22 protein-coding genes and 4 tRNA genes are annotated in these 26858 nt (G+C 59.2%); all 26 read right to left on the reverse strand.

The genetic code is table 11. The features are described 5' to 3' along the window. Positions 1-374: 374 nt before the first annotated feature. Positions 375-450: transfer RNA gene (locus tag DW037_RS07865), tRNA-Gly, on the reverse strand. Positions 451-492: 42 nt separating this feature from the next. Beyond that, positions 493-566: transfer RNA gene (locus DW037_RS07870), tRNA-Cys, on the reverse strand. 34 nt (positions 567-600) lie between these two features. Next, positions 601-676: transfer RNA gene (locus DW037_RS07875), tRNA-Gly, on the reverse strand. A 105-nt stretch (positions 677-781) separates the two neighbouring features. Beyond that, positions 782-1528 carry an anti-sigma factor antagonist gene (locus tag DW037_RS07880; RefSeq protein ID WP_055286928.1) on the reverse strand — a complete coding sequence of 249 codons (747 nt, stop codon included), beginning with the start codon at positions 1526-1528 and terminating at the stop codon, positions 782-784. 78 nt (positions 1529-1606) lie between these two features. Continuing rightward, positions 1607-3952, reverse strand: coding sequence for a GAF domain-containing SpoIIE family protein phosphatase (locus tag DW037_RS07885; RefSeq protein ID WP_117584283.1), 2346 nt, complete (start codon positions 3950-3952; stop codon positions 1607-1609). A gap of 59 nt (positions 3953-4011) precedes the next feature. After that, positions 4012-4101: transfer RNA gene (locus DW037_RS07890), tRNA-Leu, on the reverse strand. Positions 4102-4695: 594 nt separating this feature from the next. After that, entirely contained in the window at positions 4696-5724 is a 1029-nt protein-coding gene (locus DW037_RS07895) for an ABC transporter ATP-binding protein (RefSeq protein WP_118094823.1), read from the reverse strand. After that, complete coding sequence (locus DW037_RS07900; RefSeq protein ID WP_117655654.1) at positions 5725-6816, reverse strand: ABC transporter ATP-binding protein; 1092 nt, start codon at positions 6814-6816, stop codon at positions 5725-5727. Between the two features lie 2 nt (positions 6817-6818). After that, positions 6819-7754 (reverse strand): ABC transporter permease, encoded by a 936-nt coding sequence (locus DW037_RS07905; protein ID WP_117776113.1) that lies wholly within the window; start codon positions 7752-7754, stop codon positions 6819-6821. A 14-nt stretch (positions 7755-7768) separates the two neighbouring features. Beyond that, positions 7769-8806: an ABC transporter permease gene (locus tag DW037_RS07910; RefSeq protein WP_117635931.1), complete on the reverse strand. Its 1038-nt coding sequence runs from the start codon at positions 8804-8806 to the stop codon at positions 7769-7771. Between the two features lie 157 nt (positions 8807-8963). Further along, positions 8964-10640, reverse strand: a complete 1677-nt coding sequence (locus DW037_RS07915) for an ABC transporter substrate-binding protein (RefSeq protein WP_118373139.1) — start codon at positions 10638-10640, stop codon at positions 8964-8966. Positions 10641-10930: 290 nt separating this feature from the next. Then, positions 10931-11185 (reverse strand): preprotein translocase subunit SecG, encoded by a 255-nt coding sequence (secG, locus tag DW037_RS07920; protein ID WP_118373141.1) that lies wholly within the window; start codon positions 11183-11185, stop codon positions 10931-10933. Between the two features lie 164 nt (positions 11186-11349). Further along, positions 11350-12903 carry a 2,3-bisphosphoglycerate-independent phosphoglycerate mutase gene (gene gpmI / locus DW037_RS07925; RefSeq protein WP_117862281.1) on the reverse strand — a complete coding sequence of 518 codons (1554 nt, stop codon included), beginning with the start codon at positions 12901-12903 and terminating at the stop codon, positions 11350-11352. Between the two features lie 5 nt (positions 12904-12908). Next, complete coding sequence (tpiA, locus tag DW037_RS07930) at positions 12909-13676, reverse strand: triose-phosphate isomerase (protein ID WP_022094882.1); 768 nt, start codon at positions 13674-13676, stop codon at positions 12909-12911. Beyond that, positions 13669-14859, reverse strand: a complete 1191-nt coding sequence (gene pgk / locus DW037_RS07935) for a phosphoglycerate kinase (RefSeq protein WP_022094881.1) — start codon at positions 14857-14859, stop codon at positions 13669-13671. Before pgk ends, tpiA begins: the two co-directional genes overlap by 8 nt. Before the next feature lie 140 nt (positions 14860-14999). Further along, positions 15000-16025 (reverse strand): type I glyceraldehyde-3-phosphate dehydrogenase, encoded by a 1026-nt coding sequence (gene gap, locus DW037_RS07940; RefSeq protein WP_022094880.1) that lies wholly within the window; start codon positions 16023-16025, stop codon positions 15000-15002. A 193-nt stretch (positions 16026-16218) separates the two neighbouring features. Next, positions 16219-17148, reverse strand: coding sequence for a DNA-binding protein WhiA (whiA, locus tag DW037_RS07945; RefSeq protein WP_118373143.1), 930 nt, complete (start codon positions 17146-17148; stop codon positions 16219-16221). Positions 17149-17154: 6 nt separating this feature from the next. Then, positions 17155-18075, reverse strand: a complete 921-nt coding sequence (rapZ, locus tag DW037_RS07950; RefSeq protein WP_117735346.1) for an RNase adapter RapZ — start codon at positions 18073-18075, stop codon at positions 17155-17157. Between the two features lie 101 nt (positions 18076-18176). Beyond that, the gene (locus tag DW037_RS07955) at positions 18177-18863 is read right to left on the reverse strand and encodes an N-acetylmannosamine-6-phosphate 2-epimerase (protein WP_022094877.1); all 687 of its coding nucleotides are present in this window, start codon (positions 18861-18863) and stop codon (positions 18177-18179) included. A gap of 70 nt (positions 18864-18933) precedes the next feature. Next, a complete protein-coding gene (locus DW037_RS07960; protein WP_117735347.1) occupies positions 18934-19899 on the reverse strand; it encodes an ROK family protein in 966 nt (321 codons plus the stop codon). A gap of 171 nt (positions 19900-20070) precedes the next feature. Continuing rightward, complete coding sequence (locus DW037_RS07965) at positions 20071-20991, reverse strand: dihydrodipicolinate synthase family protein (RefSeq protein WP_035138887.1); 921 nt, start codon at positions 20989-20991, stop codon at positions 20071-20073. A 68-nt stretch (positions 20992-21059) separates the two neighbouring features. After that, complete coding sequence (locus tag DW037_RS07970; protein ID WP_117794686.1) at positions 21060-21911, reverse strand: acetylxylan esterase; 852 nt, start codon at positions 21909-21911, stop codon at positions 21060-21062. After that, a complete protein-coding gene (locus tag DW037_RS07975; protein ID WP_117763871.1) occupies positions 21904-22881 on the reverse strand; it encodes an acetylxylan esterase in 978 nt (325 codons plus the stop codon). Before DW037_RS07975 ends, DW037_RS07970 begins: the two co-directional genes overlap by 8 nt. A gap of 80 nt (positions 22882-22961) precedes the next feature. Next, positions 22962-23789 carry an ABC transporter ATP-binding protein gene (locus tag DW037_RS07980; protein WP_006236159.1) on the reverse strand — a complete coding sequence of 276 codons (828 nt, stop codon included), beginning with the start codon at positions 23787-23789 and terminating at the stop codon, positions 22962-22964. Next, positions 23790-25805 carry a dipeptide/oligopeptide/nickel ABC transporter permease/ATP-binding protein gene (locus DW037_RS07985; RefSeq protein WP_117735351.1) on the reverse strand — a complete coding sequence of 672 codons (2016 nt, stop codon included), beginning with the start codon at positions 25803-25805 and terminating at the stop codon, positions 23790-23792. Positions 25806-25808: 3 nt separating this feature from the next. Next, the gene (locus DW037_RS07990; protein WP_022094871.1) at positions 25809-26765 is read right to left on the reverse strand and encodes an ABC transporter permease; all 957 of its coding nucleotides are present in this window, start codon (positions 26763-26765) and stop codon (positions 25809-25811) included. Between the last annotated feature and the right edge of the window lie 93 nt (positions 26766-26858).

The following is a 26858-nucleotide window of genomic DNA, read 5'->3' on the forward strand; positions in this document are numbered from 1 at the left end:
GCCATTGTGGCCCTTGACAGTGGATTGGGTCATATGAGCGAGCGGGCTCCGGGTGCCCCAGGTTGCCGCGAAAGAGGAGGGAAGCGTACTCTATGTACGCGACCGACGATTGAGGGGCAAGATGGGGTGCCCGGGGCTCGCGCAGCGTCAACAAAAAACGCGGTTCGTTAGAACCGCGTAAGATAGTTGGAGCGGACAACGGGGCGTCTGCGTATTCGCTTCGCGGATCCGCACCGGCTTCGGCCGCCTGCCGGCGTCCTCGCCAGCTCGCTACAAACGCTCCGCGTTTGCTTAACGCTCGCTCCCTCTCGGGTTCGAGCCCAAGCGATGGGTACGAAAAAGCCCGGCTACCGTAGTAGTCGGGCTGCTGCGTTTGGAGCGGACAACGGGGCTCGAACCCGCGACCCCAACCTTGGCAAGGTTGTGCTCTACCAACTGAGCCATGTCCGCATATGTAAAACAAAACGGGCGCCGGAGCGCCCGGATGTTGCCTGGAGGCGAAGCCCGGATTCGAACCGGGGGTAAAGGCTTTGCAGGCCTCTGCCTTACCACTTGGCCACTTCGCCGAAAAAGGACCGCCTAAACGGTCCGGAAATGCAATGGAGCGGACAACGGGGCTCGAACCCGCGACCCCAACCTTGGCAAGGTTGTGCTCTACCAACTGAGCCATGTCCGCTTGCGGGTTATTAATTTACGCGAGTTGTCCAAAAGACGCAAGTACTTTTTTCAAAAAACTTGTCTGCCGCATGTTCTTAGTAGCTAAACGCGCTAAAGCGATTGGCTAGGCACACGACTCCAGCGCTCCGCTAAACAGCTTCACCATCTGCACGCGCGTGCCGGCGCCGTCCGTACGACGAGCAACCTCCACGTTATCGACGAGCATACGCATAAGCTTGATACCACGGCCGCGCTCCTCTGATGCGACCGGTTCGCTCGTTTCATCGATAGAATAGCCGGCACCTCGATCAAGCACCTCAACCACAACGCGATCGCCATAGGCCTGAACCGTCAGGACGCACCCGATACCGCCCGCATGGTCATAGGCATTACCCAGCGCCTCCCCCGACGCCAATGCGACATCGTACCGCTCGTCACGGCGCAACGGAAGCGATTCAAGGAGTTCGGCGATGCGATGTCGGTAGTATGGAAGATTCTCGATACCCTGACGGACCTCGACGCTCTTACTCCAGCGAGGCAGCTCCCCCACCGGAATGGCGGGAATAGACTCCCGTGCCGGCCCCGCGACATGAAGAATATCGACAAGACGAGCAATCTCCAAAAAGCGAACAACTTCACCTGATGCATTGACGAGCGAAAGCAGGCCTTCTCGCCTCATGAGCTCACGAGCGCGCGTAAGCAGGAATGCCAAGCCCGTCGAATCGATAAAGCTGACAGCCTGACAGTTGATGACGACACGACGCACGCCGCGGCCAATCAAAGCATCCAACCGCCGACGCAGCGCAGGCACCGTGGCGATGTCGATATCGCCTGGTGGCGTCAAAACCGCTATGTCATTCCACTCATTCATACGACCATGGTTCCCCAAAAAAGCCCACTCGATGCATTCGTTTCCCCAACCGTACGGATTCAGCCCGCCCAGCGTCGTCTATGAACGACCCCGTAAAAACTCAAGGGACACCAATGCAATGTCATCGTCCAGCGCCGATTCGGTAAATCGGTCGAGCTCGCCCAAGACCTTGCCGCAAATGCCCGACACGCCCTCACCCGAGACAGAGAGCAGAAGGTCGCGAAGGCGCTGCTCGCCAAAGAAAGCACCCGAGCGGTCACGCGCTTCGATTGTTCCGTCGGTGTACATAAATAGCATGTCACCAGGAGCGAACGTAAACACGCCTGTCTCGTACACCATGCTCTCAAAGGCACCGATTACCCCCGATTGGCATCCAAGCAGCTCGACCTCTCCCCCACGAGCCTCGCCGCCACCCAGCGGCATCGACTCTGGCCTGATGACCATGGTCGGAGGATGGCCCGCCGAACAATACGTTGCGCGTCCGGCTTTAAGGTCAATCTTGGCGATAAAGGCCGTCACGAACGTCTCGACCCTCGAAAAGCCCATAAGCATGCTATTAAGGGAGCGTGCCATGCGGGCCGGTCCAGCGCCCTCCCAGGCATATGCCGTCAGGGCCGTCTTGACGAGTGCGGACATCGATGCAGCCTCAATGCCTTTGCCAGACACATCGCCCAGAATCATGACGGCGCAATCGTCGGGAAGACGGATGAGCGTATAGAAATCGCCGCCGACCAACGCCGAGTTCGTGGCCGACAGGTACACCGAATCGGCGGCGATTCCCGGAACATCCCCCAGTGAATTTCTCATGCCAATCTGGAGGGTCTGAGCGATATGGCGCTCCTCACGCTTTTGAGATTCGCCTTCATAGATCAGTTCAAAGTCATGAGCCAAGTGCACCAAGTAGTCATATTCAAGGTCATCAATCGGCTCTTGGCTACCATCACGAAGCAGCAGCGCACGCGTCGTCGGCCCCTTCGCAACAGAAGCAGGAACGATCGCGTCGTTACTGTGCTTGCCATCGCCCTCAGGGCGCGGGCGCCCCGCCTCGATGCCGGCGTCGACGTAGAGACCCTGGCAAGGCAGGCCATGCGCCCTAAGCCAGCCTCCCATAGGCATCGATTCGTCAACGCGAGTTATACGGACGTGTTTAAGGTCCTCGGCGCTCGTGCCGCCCAAAACAGATGCCTCAAAGCCATCAGGGCCAGCCCCCAGACGTGCCGCTGGCGCCGTCGTGGAAAAGAAAAGCTTCTCGGGATCGTCCGGCAAAGCAACGCGACTGCCGCCTTCAAAATCTATGACGTAGGAATCCAGACTGGCGTCATACTCAATAGGGCAAAAATGGCAGTTGAGCATATTGCAGATCTCGGACGATACCGCCTGGGTAGCCGCGGCGGAATCGTCTAGAAAGGTAAACAACTCGTCACGCAAGACATTGAGCGAGCGGCCAAGCTCGGCCGTGCGACGGGAGCGAAGGCTCGATGCCATGCCGACCAGCTGGATAGACAGGTAATCGCAAATGACCTCGAGCACATTAACGTCATAGGCGAGCGGTGCCTGAGGGCGTTTCCAACCAACTTCCAGCACGCCAAGGATCTGCGTACCGTAAAAAACGGGAAGACAGATCTCGCTGCGGTACGGAGGCATATCCTGCATGCGCAACAGGTGCTTAGAACGATTGTCCAGATCCATGAACATACCGGAGGCGACCTTATCACCCTCAAGGTCCTGTTGAATCGACAAGCGACAAGCACGCGACTCACGAAGAACATACGTCGGAATGCCAGCGCCATACGGCAAAAACTCAGGCAGGTAGCTGTCGTACAGCTCCTTGGAAACACCGCGAAGTTTAAAACCACCGCTCTCAGAAAAATAGATAGCGGCACCCGAAGCATCGAGCGTTCCTACAAGCTGGTTCAAAACGGTATCAAGTAGGCTGGGCAGCTCATCGGAGCCCACGGTACTCATAATGACCGAGAGCGTGCCAGAGAGGCGCTTGTTCGCCACTCTAAGCTCCGAAAGCGCACGCTTGAGTTGCCGGTCGTGAGAATACTGTTCCTCGATACTGTGAAGCGCCACCAGGACACGTGGTGCGCGGCGCCCAAAGATGTGTGGAGGCGTTACGGAGCCCGCACGAACCAAGACGGGAATAAAAGAGCCGTCACTCAGCTTGAGCATCAGTTCGTTCTCGGAGCCATCAGTTTCAAATGGCAGACGATGTTCCGTCGCACGTTCAAAAGCGGACGAGTACAGGACGTCTTTAACATCTCCGCCGATGACGTCGGCGCGTTCCTCGCACATCAAACCAAGTAAGCGATTATTCACATGCAGAATGGTTCCGTCGAGCTCGCAGATGATGACAGCATCGCTCGTGATCTCGACTAGTTGGGCAACGTCTGCCCACTCGTTGCGTTCAAGCGTTTCCATCGTGGACCCCACCGTCTATCGGTAACAAAAAAGCCTCCGAAGAGGCTTCTCAAATGCGATGGTGTCGGAGGCGGGACTTGAACCCGCATGACCAAAAAGCGGTCACTAGCACCTCAAGCTAGCGCGTCTGCCAATTCCGCCACTCCGACATGCTATGTTGTTGATTCGCGCTTCGTTTTGTTGGACCCGCGCGTTCAACGAGGAAGATAATAACCTATGATTCGAGAACTGTGCAAGCACTTTTTTCAAAAAAGTTTACGAATTTGTAAATGCGCTGGTAGACGGACCTGTTCGGGTCGGAATGAGGTTGCTTTCCAACGCGTCCTCGGGCATGCGGCATTATTTTGATTCGCGCTTCGCGCTACAAAATAATGCCGCCCCCTGCGGAATGCGTTGGAAAGCAACCTCATTCCGGCCCTAGGAGTATGTACTCCGGGAACAGTTCTCAAATATGTTCTGGGGCTGATATAAATTTAGTGGCTCGGCTTTGCCGAGCCCTTATATAAGGAGGCCGGAGCTTTTGCTCCGGCCTCACTAACTATCCCATTAGATTAAGTGAGCGATCACAGAATCGCACCCCCCCCCTGCCGAGTTACCGCAGGGCCTGCCCTGGTGTTACTTTTCAGAACATTCCGCAGGACGCAAGTAACCCCCGCCGCACGAAATGCGCAGCGGGGGTTACTTGCATGTCCGAGGACGTTCTGAAAAGTAACACCAGGGCGGGCCCGGACGAAAACAACCGACTACAGGTCGATGTGCGATTCCTTGATCGGGAACGGCTCGGCGAAGTGGCAGGCGCAGCAGTGACCCGGGGCAACTTCCTTAAACTCAGGAAGCTTCTCTGAGCAGATGCCCTGGGCGATCGGGCAACGCGTGTGGAAACGGCAGCCGGTCGGCGGATCCAGCGGCGACGGCGGATCGCCAGCGAGGATGATGCGCTTGCGGGTCTTCTGGATATCAGGATCGGGAACCGGCACGGCAGACAGCAGCGACTGCGTGTACGGATGGTGAGGCTCGCTATAGAGCGTCTTCCAGTCCGAAACCTCGACCATCTTGCCCAGATACATAACGGCAACGCGATCGGAGATGTGCTGCACGACGGACAGGTCGTGGGCGATAAACAGATACGCCGTACCAAACTTGTCCTGAAGTTCCTTGAGCAGGTTCAGAACCTGGGCCTGAATGGAAACATCCAGAGCGGAAACGGGCTCGTCGCAGATGATCAGCTTGGGCTTCAAAGCGAAGGCGCGGGCGATGCCGACACGCTGACGCTGACCGCCCGAGAACTCGTGCGGATAGCGGTTGATGTGCTCGGGGTTCAGGCCGACGACGTCCAGCAGCTCGCGAACACGCTCGATACGCTCCTCCTTGGTGCCCACGCCGTGAATAGTCATGGGCTCGGAGACGATCTCGCCGATGGTCATACGGGGGTTCAGCGAAGCATAGGGGTCCTGGAAGATGAACTGCATCTCGCGACGCATGTCCTTGATCTCATGCTTGCTCATCTCGGCAACATCTTTGCCCTGGAAGAACACCTTGCCGGCAGTCGGCTGGGTCAGGCGCATAATCGTGCGGCCCGTGGTGGACTTACCGCAACCAGACTCGCCAACCAGACCAAAGGTCTCGCCAGGATAAATCTCAAATGAGATGTCGTTCACAGCAGAGACGACGCGCTTGGAAAAGCGCTTGGCGAACATGCCGGACTCGGCGGGGAATTCCTTAGAGAGGTGCTCAACCTTCAGCAGCGGAGTACGCTCATTATTGTCTGCCATTTACGCCTCGCCTCCCTTCTCGGAATCCTTGCGCGTACGGGACGTCGCAGGAGCATTCTTGAGGAACTCGGGGTCGCCGGAGTAGTGGCACGCGGAATAATGGCCAGACTCAGTGACAACACGCTCAGGACGCTGCTTGCGGCACTTATCGGTCGCATAGGGGCAACGAGGCGAGAACACGCAACCCTCGGGCAGGTTCATGAGCGAGGGCGGGTTGCCGTGAATCGGCGTCAGCGGCTTCTTCTCATCGATAGCCTGCTCCGGGATGGAGCGGATAAGGCCCCAGGTGTAGGGATGACGGCTCTCGTAGAAGATCTCTTCGGCAGTACCGAACTCGACGGGACGGCCGGCGTACATAACCATGATCTTATCGGCCATATCGGCGACAACGCCCAGGTCGTGGGTGATCATGATAATGGCGTTGCCGTTCTTCTCCTGCATTTCCTGCATCAGCTCAATAATCTGAGCCTGGATGGTAACGTCCAGAGCAGTCGTGGGCTCATCGGCAATCAGGATATCGGGATCGCAGGCAAGCGCCATGGCAATCATGACGCGCTGACGCATGCCACCAGAGAACTGGTGCGGATACTCGTTGACGCGCTTCTCGGGCTCAGGAATGCCAACGAGGTCCAAAAGCTCGGTGGCGCGCTTGAGCGCCTCCTGCTTGGAGTAGCCACGGTGCAGACGAAGACCCTCGCCCACCTGCTTGCCGATCTTATAGACCGGGTTCAGGGAGGTCATAGGATCCTGGAAGATCATCGCGATATCGTTGCCGCGAATATGCTGCATTTCTTCCTCGGTCATCTCGAGGATCGAACGACCGCGGTAGCGAACGTCGCCGCCCTCAATCTTTCCCGGAGGCATCGAGATGAGGCCCATGATGGTCATGGCGGTCACGGACTTACCCGAGCCGGACTCACCGACGACACCCAGGGTCTCACCGCGATCGAGCGTGTAGGACACGCCATCGACAGCGCGAACGACGCCATCCTCGGTGTGGAAATACATCTTAAGGTCATCGACCTCGAGCAGATGCTGGCCCTCGGGAACCGGCTGGTCCTTCAGGTCCACATAGTTCTTGTTCTTCTTCATCCTTATGCGTCCTTCATCTTGACGTCGAGGGCGTCGCGCAGACCGTCACCCAGCAGGGTGAAGGCGAGCACCGTCGAGAGAATTGCCAAACCGGGCATGATCATCATCCAGGGAGCAGTCAGAAGATACTGCTGACCGTCCTGAATCATGGAGCCCCACGAAGGCGTAGGCGGAATAACGCCCATGCCGAGGAAGGACAGAGCGGACTCGGTCAGAATGGCGCCACCAATGTTCATAGTCGCGTAGACTACGATGGAAGCAACGGAGTTCGGGAAGATGTGACGCACGACGATACGAGCATCGGATGCACCCATCGCCCGCGCAGCGTCAACATAGTCGTTTTCCTTGACTGTCAGGATCGCGGATCTGAAGACACGGGCAATCGAGGGCCAGCCGAGAATACCGATGGCGATGAAAACATTCTGAAGACCACGGCCGATAACGGCGATCATGGCGACAACGAACAGCACGTACGGGAACGCCAGGAAGATATCCGCGAAGCGCATGATGATCGTATCCCAGATGCCGCCATAGAAACCGGCCAGGGCGCCCATGATCAGACCGATCACCGTGGAGATGGCGGTGGCCATAATACCGACGGAAAGCGAAACGCGCGCGCCGTAGATAACTCGGACGAGAATGTCGCGGCCAAGGGCGTCGGTACCAAACGGGTGCTCGGCACACGGAGCCAGCAGCGAAGTCTCGGCCATGGTCGTCGAGTCAGAAGCCGTCGGCGACCCGAGCCAGGGCTTAGCCCACAGGTCTGCGGTCAAGGCAACCAAAACGACGATGATAATCCAGCAGATACCGATAACGGCGAGCTTATTCTTGCGAAGACGCTTAAAAGCGTCGCCCCACAGCGTGCGGGACTTGGCGGGAGCAGATGCGGCCTTGGTGGCGGTAGCCTGCTCCTGAGACTGAGAATCAGTTTCCTGCATGAGACGTACCTCCCTTAGGCCTTATCCGACGGACCGCCGAGGCGGATACGCGGGTCGAGGAATGCATAGCTAATGTCGACGAGAAGGTTGATCACCATAACGACGACAACGATGAGCGTAACGCCGCCCATAACGATGGGCCAGTCGCGCATGCTAATGGCGCGGTAGACCTCAGAACCGATACCGGGCCAGTTAAAGACCGTCTCGGTCAGGATGGCGCCCGAAAGCATGCCGCCGAAGTCGACACCAATATAGGTAACAACGGGGATGAGTGCATTCTTAAGCGCATGCTTGACGATGATCGCGCGATTGGAGAGACCCTTGGCCTTTGCCGTGCGGATATAATCCTGATTCATGACGTCGAGCAGCTGCGAGCGCATGATGCGGGCAGCATAGGCGGTCGAAACCGAAGCCAGCGTAATGGTCGGAAGCACATAGTGCATCCAATCCTGATACTGAGAGCTGGAGCCGCCGGCACCCGAGATCGGCATGGAGAATGCGCCGCCGGTGGCATCCTTAAGGATGACGCCAAAGAACAGCTGCAGCAGCATACCGAGCCAGAATGCAGGAACGGCAACGAGGATCGACGTGGTCAGCGTTACCAAAATATCCCAGAAGGAATAGCGCTTTACCGCCGAAATGATACCCGCACCGATACCCATGATTGCCTCGAGCACGATGGCGCACGCGGCGAGTTTAACCGTATACGGATACTTCTGGGCAAAGATTTCCGCAACCGGCAGCTTGCGCTGATACGAATTGCCCAGATCGCCATGAAGCAGACCATTCATGTAATTCAAGTATTGGTCCACAAGCGATGTTGGAACGGGATCGCCGTTCTCGTCAAGGATCGCGTTGCCGTCCTCGTCCGCCTGGACCAGGTGATAGCGCACGCGAAGTTGAAGCTCTACCTCGGGGGACAGAGCCTTGTCTCCACCGATCAGCTTGATCGGGTCTCCCGGCACAATATTCTGGAGGGCGAACAGAATCAACGTAACGCCCAAAAATACCGGGATGAACTGAAGCACACGTTTAACGATGTACTTACCCATACCACTCCCCTATCTAGGGATTAACCTAAATGGGATGCCGATCGCCAGACCGGCATCCCAAAATTACCATCAGCCAGTTTACCCCAGGTTAGGGAGAACTGTATGTTTCCCATGAGGTCTACGTAAATACTTGACCCTCATGGAAGCTGCAAAACTCTTAGGCGAGCTCAGCGGTACCCAGATCGGCGTGCTTCTGCGGATCAACATAGAGATGCTTGACGCGGTCAGAGCCAGCGATGGTGTGCGTGTAGAACATCACCGGGATAACCGGGCAGTCAGCGGCGACCATAGCGTCAGCCTCCTGCATCTTGGCGATGCGCTCGTCGTCGTCAACCGTGGCACGGGCCTCATCGACCTTGGCATCGAACTCGGGGTTGTTGTAACCGGAGCGGTTGTCGCCACCGAGGGAGTCGGAGTGGAACAGCGGGTACAGGAAGTTGTCCATGATCGGGTAATCGGCGATCCAGCCCAGACGGCCGAACTGATAGTTGAAGTTCTGATACTGCTCAAGCAGGGCAGACCACTCGGGAGTATCGGAGACGGCGGTGACGCCCACCTTGGCGAGGTCGCCGATGATGGACTCCATGATCTCCTTGTGGCCACCGTCCTGGTTGTAGGACAGGGTCACATTAATGCCACGATCGCCGTTAGCGCCAGCGGGAGCGACCTTGTCGAGGTACTCGTTAGCCTTGTCGACGTCATAGGCGCAGAACTCCCATGCGCCCTCCTTGTAGCCGGCGATTCCCGGAGGAACGATGCCGTCAGCGGGGGTACGGGTGCCCTTGAAGATGGTCTTGCAGATGGCCTCACGGTTGATAGCCAGGGAGATGCCCCTGCGCAGGTCAGCGTTGTTGAACGGCTCGGCCGTGGTGTTGCACGTCAGATAGTACGTGGAAGGCTCGGAGCCGAGCAGCATGCGCTCGCCATCACCCATGGTGTAGCCATCCTTGGACTCGCCGCGATCCTTCTTGGCGGCGTCGATCTGAGCAACGGGAACGTCGCAGACATCGAGGTTGCCGGCCTGGAACTCCTTGTAAGCGGTCTCCACGTCCTTGATGACCTGGAAGTGGATGGCGTCGATCTTGGCCTTGTCGCCATAGTAATCGTCAAACTTCTTGAGGTTGATCTCCTGACCATCCTCCCACTTGCCGTCCATCATGAACGGGCCGTTACCGACCGGGGCAAGGTAGAAGCTCTTGACATCGGACTCGGCGCACTCGGGAACCGGGGACAGAGCCGGGTGAGAGGCGACGAACGGGAAGTCGGCGTAGGCGGAAGTCAGCTTGACGACGAGGGTCTCGTCATCCGGGCAGGTAACGCCGGACAGCTCGGTAGCATTACCGGCAAGCAGATCGTCATAGCCCTCGACCATGGAAAGGTGGTAGGAGACCTCGGAAGGACCATACTCGGTAGCGATGGCCGACTTGGTGTTGACCAGGCGCTCCCAGCCGAGCTTGAAGGACTTGGAGGTAACGTCGTCACCGTTGTGGAACTTGGCCTTCTTGATCTTGAAGGTGAACTCGGTGGCGTCGTCGTTAGCCTCGAAGGACTCGCAAGCCAGCGGAACGATCTCGCCCTTCTCGTTATCGTACTCCGTCAGAGCGTCGAAGAGCTGGTACTCGACCTGAGTGCCCTGATCCTCCTGGACGTTGTAGGGGTCGATGCAGACCGGGTTGTTGATGTAGAAGTTCAGCGTCGAACCGGAGTCAGATCCGGAAGCGTCGCCGCCCTTCTTGCCGCATGCGGCAAGAAAAGCCATGGAGCTCGCAGCGAGGGTGCCGCCAACAAAGGCGCGACGACCCATAACGGGCTGGTGGAACATAGAATCAGCCATGCCATCCTCCTTATGAGATAGGACAAAGTGAATTCGGCCGGGCAACGTCGAGACAGCCCATTCGAACCATTCAAACGCGGTCCGCCGTTATGGCTGGTTATGCAGTGCGGACCAACGTTTCGCAATACAGTAGCGCATTTTATGCACAATATGGCGCTAATTCCGGTTAACGGTCGAGAATTTCTTTAGTTAGGCGAAGTATGTGGGGATATTTTGACTCTATTACAAGTCTGTAAACAAAAAGGGCCCCGCACATGCGGGACCCTTTACAAACGTATATACGCCGATGCTTAGTAGCCGACGATGCCCTGCGGGAAGAAGAACATGCACAGAACGACACACACAGCAAAAACGACGGCCATAATTACCGTCAGGCGATCGAGGTTCTGCTCCATGACGCCCGTGGCAGAGCTGGAGTTATACAGCGAGCTAGCGATCATATCCGAAACGCCGGTACCCTTACCGGAGTGCATCAGGACGAGAATCGTCAGCGCCACGGCAGAAAAAGCCCAAACGACAAACAGAAGAATCTGGAACGGACCCATAGATAAGCTCCTTAATAGAACAATTCAAACTCCAGTACTGTACCACAACCCCCAACACTCCCCCACCCGCCAATTGGAGACGGGGTAGAAATGGCAGAAATACCAAAAAGGGGGTCGTCCGGTTGTGGACAACCCCCTTACTAGAAAACGGTATTTGTTTTCTATTAGGCCTCGGTGGCGAGCACGCGACCCGTCATCTCGGCGGAAGGCTCAATACCAGCCATGGTGAGCATAGTCGGAGCGATATCGGAAAGACGGCCGTCCTCGATACCGGTGAGCTTGGCCTTATCATCAACGATGATGAACGGCACGCGGTTGGTGGTGTGAGCCGTAAACGGATGCTTGGAACCGTCGGAAGCAACGTCAAACATGTGATCGGCGTTGCCATGGTCGGCGGTAATCAGCGCAAAGCCGCCCTTAGCGAGAATCGCCGGGACAACCTTGGACAGAGCATCGTCAACAGCCTCGACGGCCTTAACGGCGGCGTCGAAGACACCGGTGTGACCAACCATGTCGCAGTTCGCAAAGTTCACGATGTAGAAATCAGCGCGATCCTCGTTGATGGCGGCGACGAGCTTCTCAGTAACCTCGGGAGCGCTCATCTCGGGCTGCAGATCGTAGGTAGCGACCTTGGGGGAAGCGACGAGCACGCGCTCCTCGCCCTCCTTGGGCTCCTCGATGCCGCCGTTGAGGAAGAACGTCACGTGAGCGTACTTCTCGGTCTCGGCGGTGTGCAGCTGCTTCAGGCCATTGGCTGCGATGACGTCGGCCAGAACGTTCTCGGGGAACGTCTTGGGGAAGGCGACCTCGACGTCAAACGTCGGATCGTACTCGGTCATCGTCACAAAGTGCGAGAGCTTGATTTGCTCGCGCTCAAAGCCGTCGAACTCCTTGTCCGTGAACACGCGGGTCATCTGACGGGCGCGGTCGGGACGGAAGTTGAAGAAGATGGCCGCGTCACCCTCGTGGATGCCCTCGTTGTGGGCAGCGAAGGGCTCGACGAACTCATCGCCGCGCGGGTCCTTCTCGTAGTAGGCCTTGATACCGGCCACGGGATCGGTATCGGCATCGGACGCGTTGACCATGACATCGTAGGCACGCTGGATGCGCTCCCAACGGTTGTCGCGGTCCATGGCCCAATAGCGGCCCGAAACGGTGGCGACGCGAGCGTCGCAACCGGTCTCCTCGGAAATCTTAGCCAGGAAGGCGCAGAACTCGCTCATGTAGCCGGCACCGGACTGCGGGTCGACATCGCGACCATCCATAAAGGCGTGGACGCGAACGGTCTTGACGCCATGCTGGGCAGCCATCTTGACCAGGGCCTCGACATGGTTCATGTGAGAATGAACGCCGCCAGGGCTCATAAGGCCCATGAGGTGCAGGGTCTTGCCTTCGGCCTTGACATCGTCCATAGCCTTGACGAAAACCTCGTTCTTGGCGATGGAGCCGTCCTTGATGGCGTTGTTGATGCGCGAAAGCTCCTGGAACACGATGCGGCCGGCACCGATGTTGAGGTGACCCACCTCGGAGTTACCCATCTGGCCATCGGGAAGACCCACGTCCTCGCCCGAAGCGCCGAGCGTGGTGTGGGGGTACTTCTCGTACAGGCTATCAAGGAAGGGCGTCTTGGCAGCGGCGACGGCGTTCTCGCCATCGGCCGGAGCAAGGCCGCAACCATCCATGATGATCAGGAGTGCAGGAAGATGACGCTGTGCCATATGTCCTACTCGCCTGCCTTGACGACCATAGAGGCGAAGTCGGCAGCCTTGAGCGAAGCGCCGCCCACAAGGGCGCCGTCAACGTCGGGCTTGGCGACGAGCTCGGCGATGTTGCCGGGCTTAGCGGAACCACCGTACAGGACGCGGATGCCGTTAGCGAGCTCCTCGCCGAACATCTCCTTGAGGGTCTCACGGATAGCGCCGCAGACCTCCTGAGCGTCCTCGGCGGTAGCGGTCTTGCCGGTGCCGATGGCCCAGATGGGCTCGTAGGCGACGACGACCTGCTTGGGGCAGGTGATCTCAAGACCAGCAAGGCCGGCCTTGACCTGGTTCACGACGTGCTCGACATAGGTGCCGGCCTCGCGGACCTCAAGGGACTCGCCGCAGCAGAAGACGGGAACAAGACCGGCGGCAACGAGAGCCTTGGCCTTCTTGTTCTGGTCCTCGTCGGTCTCGTGGAAGTAGTCGCGACGCTCGGAGTGACCGATGATGCAGTAGGTGCAACCAGCGGACTTGAGCATGTCGCAAGAGGACTCACCGGTGAAGGCACCCTTGGCCTCCCAGTACACATTCTGTGCACCGAGGGCGATGGGGGCAGCCTGAATGCGGTCATGAACCGTGGTGATGTCGATAGTCGGAGGGCAGACGAGCACCTCGACGCCAGCCGGAACCTCGGGCAGAGCCTGAGCCAGCTCGTCGGCGAGCTTGGCGGCCTCGGCGACGTCGTTGTTCATCTTCCAGTTACCAGCGATAAGAAGGGTGCGATTAGGCATCGAGAAGCGCCTCCACTCCGGGCAGGGCCTTACCCTCGACGAGCTCCATGGAAGCTCCACCACCGGTGGAGATCCAGCTCATCTTGTCGGCCAGGTTGAACTTGTTGACAGCTGCGACGGAGTCGCCACCGCCGATGATCGAGGTGCAGTCGGCCTCGGCGACAGCCTCGGCGATAGCCTGGGTGCCGTGAGCGAAGTTGTCGAACTCGAAGACGCCCATGGGGCCGTTCCAGAACACGGTCTTGGCACCCTTGACGGCCTCGGCGTAAAGCTCCTCGGTCTTGGGGCCGATGTCCATGCCCTCACGATCGTCGGGGATAGCGTCGGAAGCGACAACCTCGGGGACAGCGTCCTCGCCAAAGTGATCGGCAACGCGGTTGTCGATGGGGAGCAGGATCTTGACGCCCTTCTCCTCGGCCTTCTTGAGCATCTCGCCAGCGCGCTCGACCCAGTCCTCTTCCTTGAGGGACTGACCAACGGACAGGCCCTGAGCCAGGAAGAAAGTGTAGGCCATGCCGCCACCGATGATCAGGGTGTCAGCGGAGTCGATGAGGTGATCGAGAACGCCGATCTTGGAGGAAACCTTGGAACCGCCGACGATGGCGACGAAGGGGCGCTCGGGCTCGGCGAAGATGCCGGTCAGCGTGTCGACCTCCTTCTCGAGCAGGAAGCCAGCGACGGCAGGCAGGTAAGCGGCGGGGCCCACGACGGAACCCTGGGCGCGGTGAGCGGTGCCGAAGGCATCGAGAACGAAGACGTCACCATAGGAAGCGAGCTTCTTGGCGATCTCGGGATCGTTCTTCTTCTCACGCTTATCGAAGCGGACGTTCTCGAGAACGAGAACCTTGCCCGGCTCGACGGCAGCGACAGCCTCGGCAGCCTTCTCGCCGTAGGTGTCGGCGACAAAGGCAACGTCGAGACCAGAGAGCTCGGCGAGCTTCTTGGCGACGGGCTCGAGGGACAGCTCGGGCTGGAAGCCGGTGCCATCGGGACGGCCGAGGTGGCTCATGAGGATGACGCGAGCGTTGTGCTCAACGAGATAGTTGATGGTGGGCAGGGCAGCCTTGATACGGGTGGTGTCGCCAACGACGCCATCCTTGATAGGCACGTTGAAGTCAACGCGGACGAGAACGCGCTTGCCGTCGACATCGATGTCGCGGACGGTCTTCTTGGTAAAGGCCATGTTTGCTTCTACCTTTCGTACGTGTCTGCCTCCCATTACGGCAGACGATTTCCTATAAAAAGGGCGCGACCCTAGGGTGTAAGCCCTATAAGGCCGCGCCCTTCTTTAGACGCTCAACGAGCTATTCGCTAAAAGCTAAATTAAGCAACGAACTTCTCGAAGTACTTGATGGTGCGGACCATCTGAGAGGTGTAGGAGTTCTCGTTGTCGTACCAAGAGGTGACCTGAACGAGGGTCTGGCCGTTGCCGAGGTCAGAGCACATGGTCTGAGTGGCGTCGAAGATGGAGCCATGGGTCTCGCCGATGATGTCGGTGGAGACGATGTCGTCCTCGTTGTAACCGAAGGTCTCGGAGATGGTGGCAGCGTAGGCCTTCATAGCGGCGTTAACCTCGTCGACGGTGACCTTCTTGTCAACGACAGCGTAGAGGTTGGTGATGGAGCCGGTCGGCGTCGGGACGCGCTGGGCGGCACCGATGAGCTTACCGTTGAGCTCGGGGAGAACCAGGCCGATAGCCTTGGCAGCACCGGTGGTGTTGGGGACGATGTTGACGGCGCAGGCGCGGCTACGACGCTTGTTGCCCTTGCGCTGCGGGCCGTCGAGCGGCATCTGGTCGCCGGTCCAGGCGTGAATGGTGGTCATGATGCCGGACACGATGGGAGCGAAGTCGTTCAGACCCTTGGCCATCGGGGCGAGGCAGTTGGTGGTGCAGGAAGCAGCGGAGATGATGTTGTCCTCAGCGGTCAGCGTCTCGTGGTTGACGTTGTACACGATGGTGGGCAGATCGCTGCCGGCCGGAGCGGAGATGACGACCTTCTTGGCGCCAGCGTTGATGTGGGCCTGAGCCTTAGCCTTGCTGGTGTAGAAGCCGGTGCACTCGAGAACGACGTCGACGTCGAGGTCGCCCCAAGGCAGGTTGTTGGCGTCGGCCTCCTTGTAGATCTTGATCTCCTTGCCGTCAACGGTGATGGAATCCTCGCCAGCAACGACCTCGTGATCGCGAGCGTAGTTGCCCTGCGTGGAGTCGTACTTCAGCAGGTAAGCGAGCATATCGGGAGAGGTGAGGTCGTTGATAGCGACGATCTCGGAGCCCTCATGACCGAACATCTGACGGAAAGCCAGACGACCGATGCGACCGAAGCCGTTAATAGCAACCTTTACTGCCATTGTGTCTCCTTTCGTAAGGCCCCCGCAAGCTACAGCGCCCGCCGTTGAGGCCCACAAACTAACCACTCGCCTAATATACCTTTTTTTTGACTTGAATTTCACGAGAATGCTCGAAATTGAAAATCAAATTTACGTTAAAACGTTTTAAAGAATAAAATAGCAGCTAAATCCGTATATAAGTCGATACTTTAAACTACCTGTTTGCTTCAATGAGCTTTTCAAGTCTCAAAACTCGATGGTAGAGGGCCGACTTCGACAAGGGAGGGTCAGCCATCTCCCCCAAATCGCGCAGTGACAGATCGGGATAGCGCTCGCGCAGGTCGCAAAAGACCGCCAAGGCGTCCGGAAGCGTGTCGCGCAAACCCCGCAGTTCGAGCGCATCGATCAGCGCAAGCTGATGCTGGGCGGCACCCGCGCTTCTGGTCTGATTGGCCAGCTCGGCATTCACGCGACGGTTTACGTCGTTCTTAACCAATTTGACCGCGCGCGCTTCCTCGATCTCGGCAACGCTGCGCTTGGCGCCGACCAGCTTTAGGAGCTGCTCGATCTCCTCGGCGCTCTTAATGTACACGGCATAGGATCCGCGCCGCGCGTTAACGCGCGCATGGACCCCAATCTGCTCCAATAGATCGCAAAGTCCCCGGGCATACTGCTCGCCCTGCACCGCGATCTCCAAATGAAAGTCGCCGCGGGGATCGGCCACGAAACCGCCGGCGATGAGCGCGCCGCGGATGTAGGCAAGCCTGCAGCAGGGACGGGCAACGATGTGCCGGGGAACACCGGCGACGAGCCCTCCCCTGCGGTCGAGAATGCCCAGCAGTACCAGAGCCTTGTCCAGGTCGGGTTGATCGGGCAGGGTAATGAGATAGTTACGGACCTTATGCAAGACCGATTTACGAACGGTGAATTCCGTTTTGAGCTTAAGGATGCGATGCGTCAGCGTGATCATCGTGCGCGCGACGGCGCCCGTCTCGGTCGCGACCGTCAAACGATACCGCCCGGAGCCGGCCAGCGAAAGTGTACCGCTCACGCGCGTCAGGGCGGCAAGCGTCGACAAATCGCAGTATTCACATTCGGGTTCGCAGCGCGCAAGCTCGTCGCGCACCTCCGCGGTAAACGACATGCAGGCCTATGCTTTCGTGTTCGCGCGCGACAGGTCGCGATGGGAAATGCTCACGTGATACTGGGCGCCTTCCAAATAACGTGCCGTGGCCTCGGCGATGGCAACGCTGCGGTGTTGGCCGCCCGTGCAACCGATGGCAATAGAAAGTTGCGGCTTGCCCTCCGCGATATAGCCGGGCATGACCGTATCGAGCAGCTGCGTCCAGGCCTTCCAGAACTCCTGGGTCTTAGGATGGTCCAGAACAAAGTCGGAGACTTTCTTATCGAGACCGGTCATGGTGCGCATCTCGGGATCGTAGAACGGATTGGGCAGGAAGCGAACGTCGATCATGATGTCTGCCTCGACGGGCATACCGTGCTTAAAGCCAAACGAGAACACGTGAACGTCCATGAGCTGCTGGTCGGACAACTCGGAGAACGCCATGCGCAATTTGTTGCGCAGGGCAGAGGTGCGCAGGCGGCTCGTGTTGATGATCATATCGGCTCGATCGCGCACACCCTGCAGCTGCAGGCGCTCGCGCTGAATCGCGTCGGCCGTAGTCTCCCCCGGCTTGGCAATGGGATGGCGGCGGCGGTTTTCGCTATAACGACGGATCAGCACCTCGTCAGAAGCCTCCAGGAACACGATGTCGCAGCTCATCTCGCGCTCTTCGAGCGCAGCGACCGCATCGAGTAACTCGTCAAACAGTCCCTGGCTACGCAAATCGCAGGTGACGGCAAGATGCCTGCCCACGCCCGTATTGATGCCGACGAGTTCGGCAAGCTGGGCGATCAGACGCGGAGGCAAGTTGTCGATGCAAAAGTAACCCATGTCCTCGAACACATGCATGGCCTGCGTTCGGCCCGATCCGGACATTCCGGTGATGATGACGATATCGGGGATGCGCTCCGAGCGCTCCGCCGCATCCATGGCATCTCCCTTTTGCATGTGCTGCCTCCTAAAAACAAGCGCGGGACCCAGCAACCCGGATCCCGCGCGGTCAATTGCCTATATTGAGTATACCGCCCCGAGCGGATACGAGGCCTGTCTTACGCCTCAAGCGCAGCCTTGAACCAACTCGTAATACTCGTGGGGTGCGTGATGGCGGTGCCGACGACAACGGCCCAGGCGCCAGCATCGATCGCGGCGCGAGCCTCCTCGGGCGTATGCACGCGACCCTCGCAAATGATGGGAAGGCCGGGGAATTCCTCGGTCGCCTGACGCAGGAGTGGCAGATCGGGGCCATCGGCCATGGTGCAGTCGATGGCGGCGACACCATGAGAGAGCGTGGTGGATACCAGGTCGAAGCCCATATCAACCGCACGGCGAATGTCCTCGATGGTGGCACAGTCCGCCATCAGGAGCACACCCTCCTCGTGCAGCGGGCGGAAGGTATCCTCGACCGTCTTGCCATCGGGGCGCGGACGATCGGTGGCGTCGATCGCCACGATATCGGCACCGGCAGCGACGCAGGCGCGGGCGTGACGCAGCGTCGGCGTGATGTAGACGCCCTCATGCCCATCCTTCCACAGGCCGATGACGGGAACCTCACAGCGACCCTTAATGGCGGCAATGTCGGCAAGGCCCTGGCAGCGAATAGCGGCGGCTCCGCCGAGCTCGCAAGCGCGAGACATTTGCGCCATGGTCTCGGGCGTACGAAGCGGCTCGCCCATATACGCCTGAACGCTCACGACGAGCTTGCCCTTCAGGGATTGAATCAAAGGATCGACGGTCATAAGGCTGCAACCTTTCTCAGAACAGCCTCCCGAGGCGTGTTGTCTCGGGAGGCTCCTACAGCAGATACGTTTACTTCAACGAGGCGAGAAGATGCTCAGCGGCACCGATGAGCGGAGCATCGCCCTCCAGAGAACCGATGAGGATCGGCGTGTCCTGAAGCGGATCGAGCGCCTGGCTGGCATAGCCCTCGTGCACCGAATCCTTCCATGTCTGCGAACGCCAATCGGGACCTTGGTGAATCACGCCGCCCGAAAGCACGATGACCTCAGGGTCCAGGATGTTAGCGAGCGAGCCCAAGCTGGCACCCAGCGCAAAGCCGGCGTCATGGATGACCTCGGTCGCCTTTGCGTCGCCCGCACGGCACAGGTCGTTTACGTCGCGGCCGACCGAAGGACGGCTGGGGTCAACGCGACCAAAGCGCTCGTCATACATTCGACCAATGGAAGTGCCCGAAGCAACCGACTCCAGATGGCCAGAACGCCCGCAGGCGCAGGGAATGCCGGCGGCAGCCGAGCACTCGATGTGGCCCATATGGCCAGCAGCACCATGGAAGCCCTGCATCACGCGGCCGTTCTCGACATATGCGCCGCCGATGCCCGTACCGATGCCAAGACACAAGACGGAGAACTTGCCCTTGCCGACGCCCCAGTGGGCCTCGCCCAGAGCATGAGCCTGCACGTCGCCTACAACGGCAACGGGAAGACCGAGGTCCTCGCGCAGACGTGGCCCCAACTGAACGCCGGACCAGCCGGGCATGATCTCATTGGCATACGCGATGGCGCCCGTCTTGGGATCGACGACGCCGGCGGCACCGATACCGACGCCAAGGACCTCGACATCGGGATTCGCCTCGAGAGCAGCCTTGATGGACGCCTCGATACGCTGGAAGACGGCCTCGCCGCCCTCTTGGGCCTCGGTGGGAACCTCAGCTTCAAAGACCGGATGGGGCACGCCGCCATCAGTCGGATACTCCATAATGGCAGTCGCAATCTTGGTGCCGCCGATATCGACGGAGCAAACGTACTTGTTCTCCATGTCGCTCTCCTTAGGAGATAAAAAACAACTACAGGAAATGAAGGCGGTGTTATCGCCGCAACTTAGTAAAGGTTTCCCAGGTGCCCGAGGTTGGGGTGAAAGTGGTCGGGCGTTGACCTAATGGGTCACGCCCGACCACTTGAGCCCCAAGATCGGGTGCCTGGGAAAGCTTTACAGGAGACCGTTGTCCTGGAGGACCTTCTTAATCGCCTCGACGTTCTCGCCGGTCATGGCCTTCACCGGGCGCGGCATGGTCGGGCTGTCGAAGATACCCATGAGGTTCATAGCGGTCTTGAAGGCGCCGACGCCACCGGCATAGCCCTGGACGCCCGAGGTGACATCCCAGATGTGCGAAATCTCATTGAGGCGATCCTGCTCGGCCTTGACGGTAGCCCAGTCACCAGCCTGAGCGGCCTTCCACTGACGCACGTAGCCCTCGGGCTCAACGTTGGCGAGACCCGGGACGGAACCGTCGGCGCCACCGAGGTAGGCGCCGTCGACAACAACCTCGTGGCCGGTGAGAATGCTCATCGGATGGCCGTTCTTCTCGTTCTCCTGAACGAGGTAGCGGAACGAGATGTCATCACCCGAGGAATCCTTGACGCCGGCCAGAACGCCCTCGGCGCCGAGCTTGGCAAGGAGCTTCCAGGGGAGCTTGGTGTGAACGCAGACGGGAATGTCATAGGCAAAGATGGGCAGGTCGAGTTCCTCGTGCAGGATGCGGAAGTGCTCCTCGACCTCGGTCATGCCCTGCAGGGCATAGAACGGGCAGGTGGCGACGAGGGCATCGGCGCCCAGCTCCTGGGCGACCTTGCCGTGCTCGATCATGCGCTCGGTCTCGGTATCGATGATGCCGACCAGAACGGGAACGCGATGGTCGACGATACGGACGGCCTCGGCGATAATCTGGCGACGGCGCTCGTCGGTGGAGAAGACGACCTCGCCCGAGGATCCCAAGAAGAACAGGCCATCGACGCCAGCATCGATCATGCGGTTGATGCTGCGCTCAAAGGAGGCAACGTCAAGCTGGTGATCTTCGGTATCGGGAACAACGACGGGAGGGATAACGCCGGTGAATTTCTGAGTTGCCACAAGAATCTCCTTAGTTGTCTGGCGGGCGGCCCTATGCCACCCACTCTTGTTGGCAGTGTCCAGGCCGTCTAGGCCAAAGAACACGAGTAGAACGTTTGGTTAAAAAAGTCGACGACTTCGTTTTCGAACGCATTGATGCGCTCGTGAGCGTATTTTGCATAGATGATATGCCTCCGGTCACACTCAAGACCGTTGAATACGGCAAACTGATCCTTGGGATCGCTCACGGTATCCATAAGCGACGTGCCCATGAGCACCGATCCGCGCACCCGAGACGACAGCGCCTCGAGACCGCCAGGAAGCGGATTGGCAACCGCCGTGCAGGCGAGGCCCCGCTCGTCCAGAGCAGAAACCGCCAGCGCGACTCCGCCGCCAAGACCCTCGCCCCATGCAAAGATGCGGTCGGGGTCCATGCCATCAAGATTGCGCGCCACCTTCGCCAGCGCGCAACCCCAACGGACGCGCTCGACAAAAGCGGGCGAAGAAATCCCCCGCTGCAGGTCGTCCGCACCAGCAACATCGTCATCCAGCGCGAGGACGGCATACCCCATGGCGGCAAATCTCGTCATGTGATGCCAGCCGCGCACAGGCCGATCGATGTCGTGGAACATCAGGCACAACGGCACACGCTCAGATACTCGGGCACGACCAGCGGGCTCAATCAAGCGGCCGTGTACGACATCCCCGCCGACCTCAAAGGAGACCTCGGAGTAGCACGCGCACGGATTGGCGAAATCAATCGCCGTAACGGTCAACCCGCAAACCTCAGGATTCGATACGGCTGTACACAAATCGGAAATATCCACCGAAGTATCGCCGCGCCAATCCCGGAAATCGGAGAGCTTTGACGAAACCGTCCCGGGAATCCCCGTAAGCTCGGGGACAATCAGCTCATCGACATTGCTTTCGCACTTAGACATGAGCCTCCCCTCCCTTGCAGAAAAACGGAATGATCAGATCGTCAAAGTCCTGAATCTCCTCGTGGCCAAAGCCCTCAAAGAACTCATGGCGCTTCTCGCAGGTCAGGTTGTTGTAGACCGCAAACTGCGTCGCCGGCGGGCAAACGATATCGGCAGTTCCCGTGCCAAACAGCACGGGGCATTTGACCATGGGGGCGAAGTTCTTGGAGTCGAAGTACGCAAGCTTTGCATAGGCTTCATCAATACGAGTCGAGTCCTCATCAAACCAGCGCGACCAATAGCGAAGGCCCTCGTAGGCAATATCATCGGCATCCAAATCCCAGACCAGGCGGAAATCCGACAGGAAGGGATAGAGGATGGCGGCGCGATTGATAAGCTCGCTGTTAAGCGCGCAGGTCGCAATACCCAAGCCGCCGCCCTGCGATGCGCCATTCACAAATACGCGGGCAAAATCGATGCCCTCGAGCTCGCGAACGATACGGCATAGGATGCGGATGTCCTGATGCAAGCGGACATAGTAGAGGTTGGCCGGGTCGCCGTCGATACCGGCGACGATATGGCCCGCGACCGTTGTGCCCTCAAATCCACCAATGTCCTCGGAGGGACCTCCTTGGCCAGGACAATCGAGAGCGATCAGCGCCATGCCCATACCAGCAAACGACGCCTGCTCAAACCAGCTGCGGCTTGCACCCGGATACCCATGGAACTGAAGCACCAATGGCACGGGCTCGTCCGAGACGGGCTTAAGGTACTTGGCATGCAGGCGGGCGCCGCACATACCGGTAAACCAGAGGTCGAAAAGCTGGCAAGTCACAGCATCGGCGACCGATGCCGCCTCAATCGCATAGTCAAGCCCAACGGCGTCGGCCTCGGCCATGCGATCTTTCCAAAAGAAATCGAAATCTGATGGACGGGGCATGGCGCCTCGATATTCACCAAATTGCTGCTGTAGCTCCTGAGCACTTGGCATGGCTCGTGAACCCAACCTTTCGAAATCGCAACGGAGGTGCGCCCGGCAAGGGAACCGGGCGCACGGGAGGGAAAGCGAACTTACTCGCCGAGCTTGGGGTGCAGCAGCGACGGCGCAGCGCCGAGCAGCATCTTGGTGTAGGGGTCCTGGGGGTGCTGGAAGACCTGCTTGGCCTCGCCCTGCTCGACGATCTTGCCACCATTCATGACGATGATGTCGTCGGATATATAGCGGACCGTCTGGATGTCATGGCTAATGAACACCATGGCCAGGCCGAGCTCCTTCTTAAGGTCGGTCAGCAGGTTGAGAATCTGCGCGCGGACCGAAACGTCCAGAGCCGAGGTGGGCTCATCGGCGATGATAGCGTCGGGGTTCAGCGACAGGGCACGGGCAATTGCCACGCGCTGGCGCTGACCACCCGAAAGCTGGCCGGGAAGAACCTCGGCGGCAGAGCTGGGCAGACCGGTAAGCTCCAGGAGCTCCTTGACGCGCTTCTCCTGCTCTGCCTCGGTGCCCAGGTTGTGGACGCGCATGGGGTCGAGCAACTGCTCGCGAACGACCATGCGGGGGTTGAGCGCCGTGGCCGGGTTTTGGAACACGACCGAGATGACGCGACCCATGTGGCGACGGTCCTCGGCGGTACGCTTGGTAACGTCCTTGCCCTTAAAGTAGACCTTGCCGCTCGTGGGGGCCTGCAGGCCGCACATGACGTTGGCGGTGGTGGACTTGCCGCAACCGGACTCGCCGACGATGCCGATGGTCTGTCCGGGCATGAGCTTAATCGTTACACCCTGGACGGCGTGAACCAGGTTGGGGTGCAGAATCGAGCCGGTACGGGTCCTAAAGGTGACGTGAACATCATCAAGGAAGATGATCGGCTCGACGCCGTTGACTGCGGTCTCGCTCATCTACATCACCTCCGCGTGAGGGGTCAAACCATTTGCCTTGAGCACCTCGTCGGGGAGCTCGGAATAGAAGTGCTCGGTGCCAGGCACGCGCTTGAAGACCGGACGGGTGTCCAGGCCAATGCGCGGATGGCTCGAGCGGGGCGCGAAGCGATCGCCCTTGGGGAAATCGCGCGGGCTCGGAACGGCGCCGGGCACCTGGTGCAGGCGGCCCGAACCGCTCTCGATGGACAGAACGGAGCCCAGAAGACCGCGGGTGTACTCGTGAATCGGGTTGGTGAGCAGCTCCTTGGTGGGCGCCTGCTCGATAACCTGACCGGCGTACATAACCGTGATGTTATGGGCAACCTCGGCGACCAGAGCCAAGTCGTGCGAGACGAAGATCATGGCAAAGCCGAGCTTGGCCTGAAGATCGTTGAGCAGCTTGATGACCTGCTTCTGGACGGTAACGTCCAGAGCGGTCGTGGGCTCGTCGCAGATAACCAGCTTGGGGTCGCGGGTAAGAGCCATAGCGATCAGGACGCGCTGACGCTGGCCGCCGGAAAGCTCGTGCGGATAGCTCTCGAGCGTACGCTTGGGATCGAGTCCAACGAGCTCCAGGAGCTCCTCGGCGCTGCGGGTGCCGCCGCGCTTGGTGAGCTGCTTCATCTGAGCGGAGATGAGCATCGAGGGGTTGAGCGAGGACAGAGCGTCCTGATAAACCATGGCGATATCGGTACCGCGCAGGCCGAACCACTCCTTCTTGCTCATCTTGAGCAGGTCACGGCCTTCCCAGAGGACCTCGCCGGAAAGATGCTCGTCCTCATCGGTCAGGCCCATGATGGCCAGCGTGGTGATGGACTTACCGCAACCGGACTCGCCCACCAGACCCATGGTCTGACCGGGGCGGACATCAAAGTTGACATGGTCGACGACGTTGATATCACCGTGGTGCTCAAACTGGATGCAGAAATCGCGGACCGAAAGGATCGGCTCGACAGACTCATCGGGCACGTGGCGGTCGTTACGCTTGAGCTCGACATCGCGCAGGGCGCCAAGGCGAGCGGAGAGGGACTGAGCCTGCTCCTTGTAGGCACGAACGGGGTCGGAGACCAGCAGGTCGGCCTCGCGGCGCTTGGAAGAATCGGTCGGATCCAGGGCAGCGGAGGGAGCGGCGGCCATAGCGTCGGTAATGCCCTCGGACAGGATGTTGAGTGCCAGGCAGGTGATCATAATGGCCAGGCCCGGGAACAGCGCCTGCCACCAACGGCCGGCGAGCACGCCACCGCGGGCGTCGGCAAGAATGTTGCCCCACGTAGCGGTGGGCTCCTGGATGCCAGCGCCGATGAAGGTCAGCGAAGCCTCGAAGATGATGGCGTCTGCGACCAGGGTGACGGTAAAGACCATGATCGGGGCGATGCAGTTGCGCAGAACATGCTTGATCAGAATCCACGGAGCCTTGGCGCCGGACACGATGACCGCGCGGACATAGTCCTCGCCGTACTCGGACACGATGTTGGCGCGCACGATACGGGCGATCTGCGGGGTGTACATAAAGCCGATCGCAAAGATGATCGACGGCACGGAATTGCCCAGGATGGAAACGAAGACGGCTGCGAGGGCGATACCCGGGATGGACATGATGATGTCCAGGATACGCATGATCGCCTCAGAGACAGACTTGCGCGAAACCGCCGCAAGAGCGCCGACAACAGAGCCGCAGACCAAAGCCATGGCGGTAGCACCAAAGCCGATGATCAGCGAGTAACGGCCGCCGTAGAGCATACGCGAAAGGATGTCGCGGCCCTTGTCGTCGGTACCGAAGATAAAGCCGCCACCAGGCGCCTGGCGCGCGGTGAAAATATCGACCGGGCTATAGGGGGCAAGCAGGGGTGCCAGGATCGCAGTCAGGGCGACCAGCACCAGCACGACGGCGGCAATCTTAGAAGATAGCGCCATCTTCTTCCAGCCACCGAGCTTGAGCCCCTTGGAAGCAGCCTTCTCGAGCTGCTCGGTTTGCTTCTCTCGAATCTTTACCATAATCTACACCGTCCTGATGCGCGGGTTGATGAGCAGGTAGAGCATGTCAACCACGATGTTGATGATGATGAAGGCAAGAGCAACGACGATGACGACGCCCTGAACCAAGTTCGCCTCGTTGCCCTGAACGCCCTGCAGAATCGCGGTACCCATGCCCGGGAGGTTGAAGATAACCTCAATGACGACGGCACCGCCCATGAGGTAGCCGATCTTAAGGCCGAGGGTGGTGACCGGGGTAATCAGCGCATTGCGAAGAACGTTGATACCGACGACGACCTTTTCGGGAACGCCGGCACCGCGAGCCATACGGACATAGTCCTTATCGAGCTCCTCGACCATGGCGGTACGCACGATACGAGTCATCTGGCCCGTCAGCGGAAATGCCAAGGCGATGGCGGGCATGATCATGCGTCCCAGATAACCAGCCGGATTCGTGGTGAAGTGAGGCAGGGCGCCCGATGCCGGGAGCACCTTAAGGTAGGAAGAGAACAGCAAAATCAACAGAACGGCAAGCCAGAACGACGGGGTTGCCAAGCCGGCAATGGAAAAGACGCGGATCACTTGGTCCGGCCATTTATCGCGATACAGTGCCGCGATGACGCCGAGCAAAAACGAAACGACCGCGCCGATGGCAAGACCGATAAAGGTCAGCTGCATCGTGACGGGCAGGGCCGTGGAGATGCGCTTGGCAACAGAGTTACGAGCAGCGCCGTAGGTGCCCATGTCGCCGTGGATCAAGTCGCCCATATAGCGCACATAACGCACGGGCCAGGGGTCGTCCAGACCATACTTCTCATGGTACTCGGCAACCGCCTCGGGCGAGGCACCGTCACCCAACGCCGTGTAGGCGGGGTCGGTCTTGGAGAACGACATAAGGAAGAACACCAGGACGGTGACGCCCAATGCCATGATCGGCAGCGCGACAAGACGCCTTCCAATCAAACGTAGAAAGTTGTTCACGTTCTCTCCCCTTTCTTTTGTCGGTAGGACCAACTGGTATATGAGTACGGATACTCATTACAAGACCCGAGCGACATCGTTGCCGCCCGGGTC

This window comes from Collinsella sp. AF39-11AT, assembly GCF_003474585.1.
Taxonomy (GTDB): Bacteria; Actinomycetota; Coriobacteriia; order Coriobacteriales; family Coriobacteriaceae; genus Collinsella.

Coding starts and splice junctions, on each gene's coding strand:
- DW037_RS07900 (WP_117655654.1), bottom strand. CDS start 6,816: ATGAAGAAGAACAAGAACTATGTGGACCTGAAGGACCAGCCGGTTCCC.
- DW037_RS07915 (WP_118373139.1), bottom strand. CDS start 10,640: ATGGCTGATTCTATGTTCCACCAGCCCGTTATGGGTCGTCGCGCCTTT.
- DW037_RS07895 (WP_118094823.1), bottom strand. CDS start 5,724: ATGGCAGACAATAATGAGCGTACTCCGCTGCTGAAGGTTGAGCACCTC.
- DW037_RS07885 (WP_117584283.1), bottom strand. CDS start 3,952: ATGGAAACGCTTGAACGCAACGAGTGGGCAGACGTTGCCCAACTAGTC.
- DW037_RS07905 (WP_117776113.1), bottom strand. CDS start 7,754: ATGCAGGAAACTGATTCTCAGTCTCAGGAGCAGGCTACCGCCACCAAG.
- gap (WP_022094880.1), bottom strand. CDS start 16,025: ATGGCAGTAAAGGTTGCTATTAACGGCTTCGGTCGCATCGGTCGTCTG.
- DW037_RS07980 (WP_006236159.1), bottom strand. CDS start 23,789: ATGAGCGAGACCGCAGTCAACGGCGTCGAGCCGATCATCTTCCTTGAT.
- DW037_RS07960 (WP_117735347.1), bottom strand. CDS start 19,899: ATGGAGAACAAGTACGTTTGCTCCGTCGATATCGGCGGCACCAAGATT.
- DW037_RS07880 (WP_055286928.1), bottom strand. CDS start 1,528: ATGAATGAGTGGAATGACATAGCGGTTTTGACGCCACCAGGCGATATC.
- DW037_RS07970 (WP_117794686.1), bottom strand. CDS start 21,911: ATGTCTAAGTGCGAAAGCAATGTCGATGAGCTGATTGTCCCCGAGCTT.
- whiA (WP_118373143.1), bottom strand. CDS start 17,148: ATGTCGTTTACCGCGGAGGTGCGCGACGAGCTTGCGCGCTGCGAACCC.
- pgk (WP_022094881.1), bottom strand. CDS start 14,859: ATGGCCTTTACCAAGAAGACCGTCCGCGACATCGATGTCGACGGCAAG.
- tpiA (WP_022094882.1), bottom strand. CDS start 13,676: ATGCCTAATCGCACCCTTCTTATCGCTGGTAACTGGAAGATGAACAAC.
- gpmI (WP_117862281.1), bottom strand. CDS start 12,903: ATGGCACAGCGTCATCTTCCTGCACTCCTGATCATCATGGATGGTTGC.
- DW037_RS07955 (WP_022094877.1), bottom strand. CDS start 18,863: ATGACCGTCGATCCTTTGATTCAATCCCTGAAGGGCAAGCTCGTCGTG.
- DW037_RS07910 (WP_117635931.1), bottom strand. CDS start 8,806: ATGGGTAAGTACATCGTTAAACGTGTGCTTCAGTTCATCCCGGTATTT.
- DW037_RS07975 (WP_117763871.1), bottom strand. CDS start 22,881: ATGCCAAGTGCTCAGGAGCTACAGCAGCAATTTGGTGAATATCGAGGC.
- secG (WP_118373141.1), bottom strand. CDS start 11,185: ATGGGTCCGTTCCAGATTCTTCTGTTTGTCGTTTGGGCTTTTTCTGCC.
- DW037_RS07985 (WP_117735351.1), bottom strand. CDS start 25,805: ATGGTAAAGATTCGAGAGAAGCAAACCGAGCAGCTCGAGAAGGCTGCT.
- rapZ (WP_117735346.1), bottom strand. CDS start 18,075: ATGCAAAAGGGAGATGCCATGGATGCGGCGGAGCGCTCGGAGCGCATC.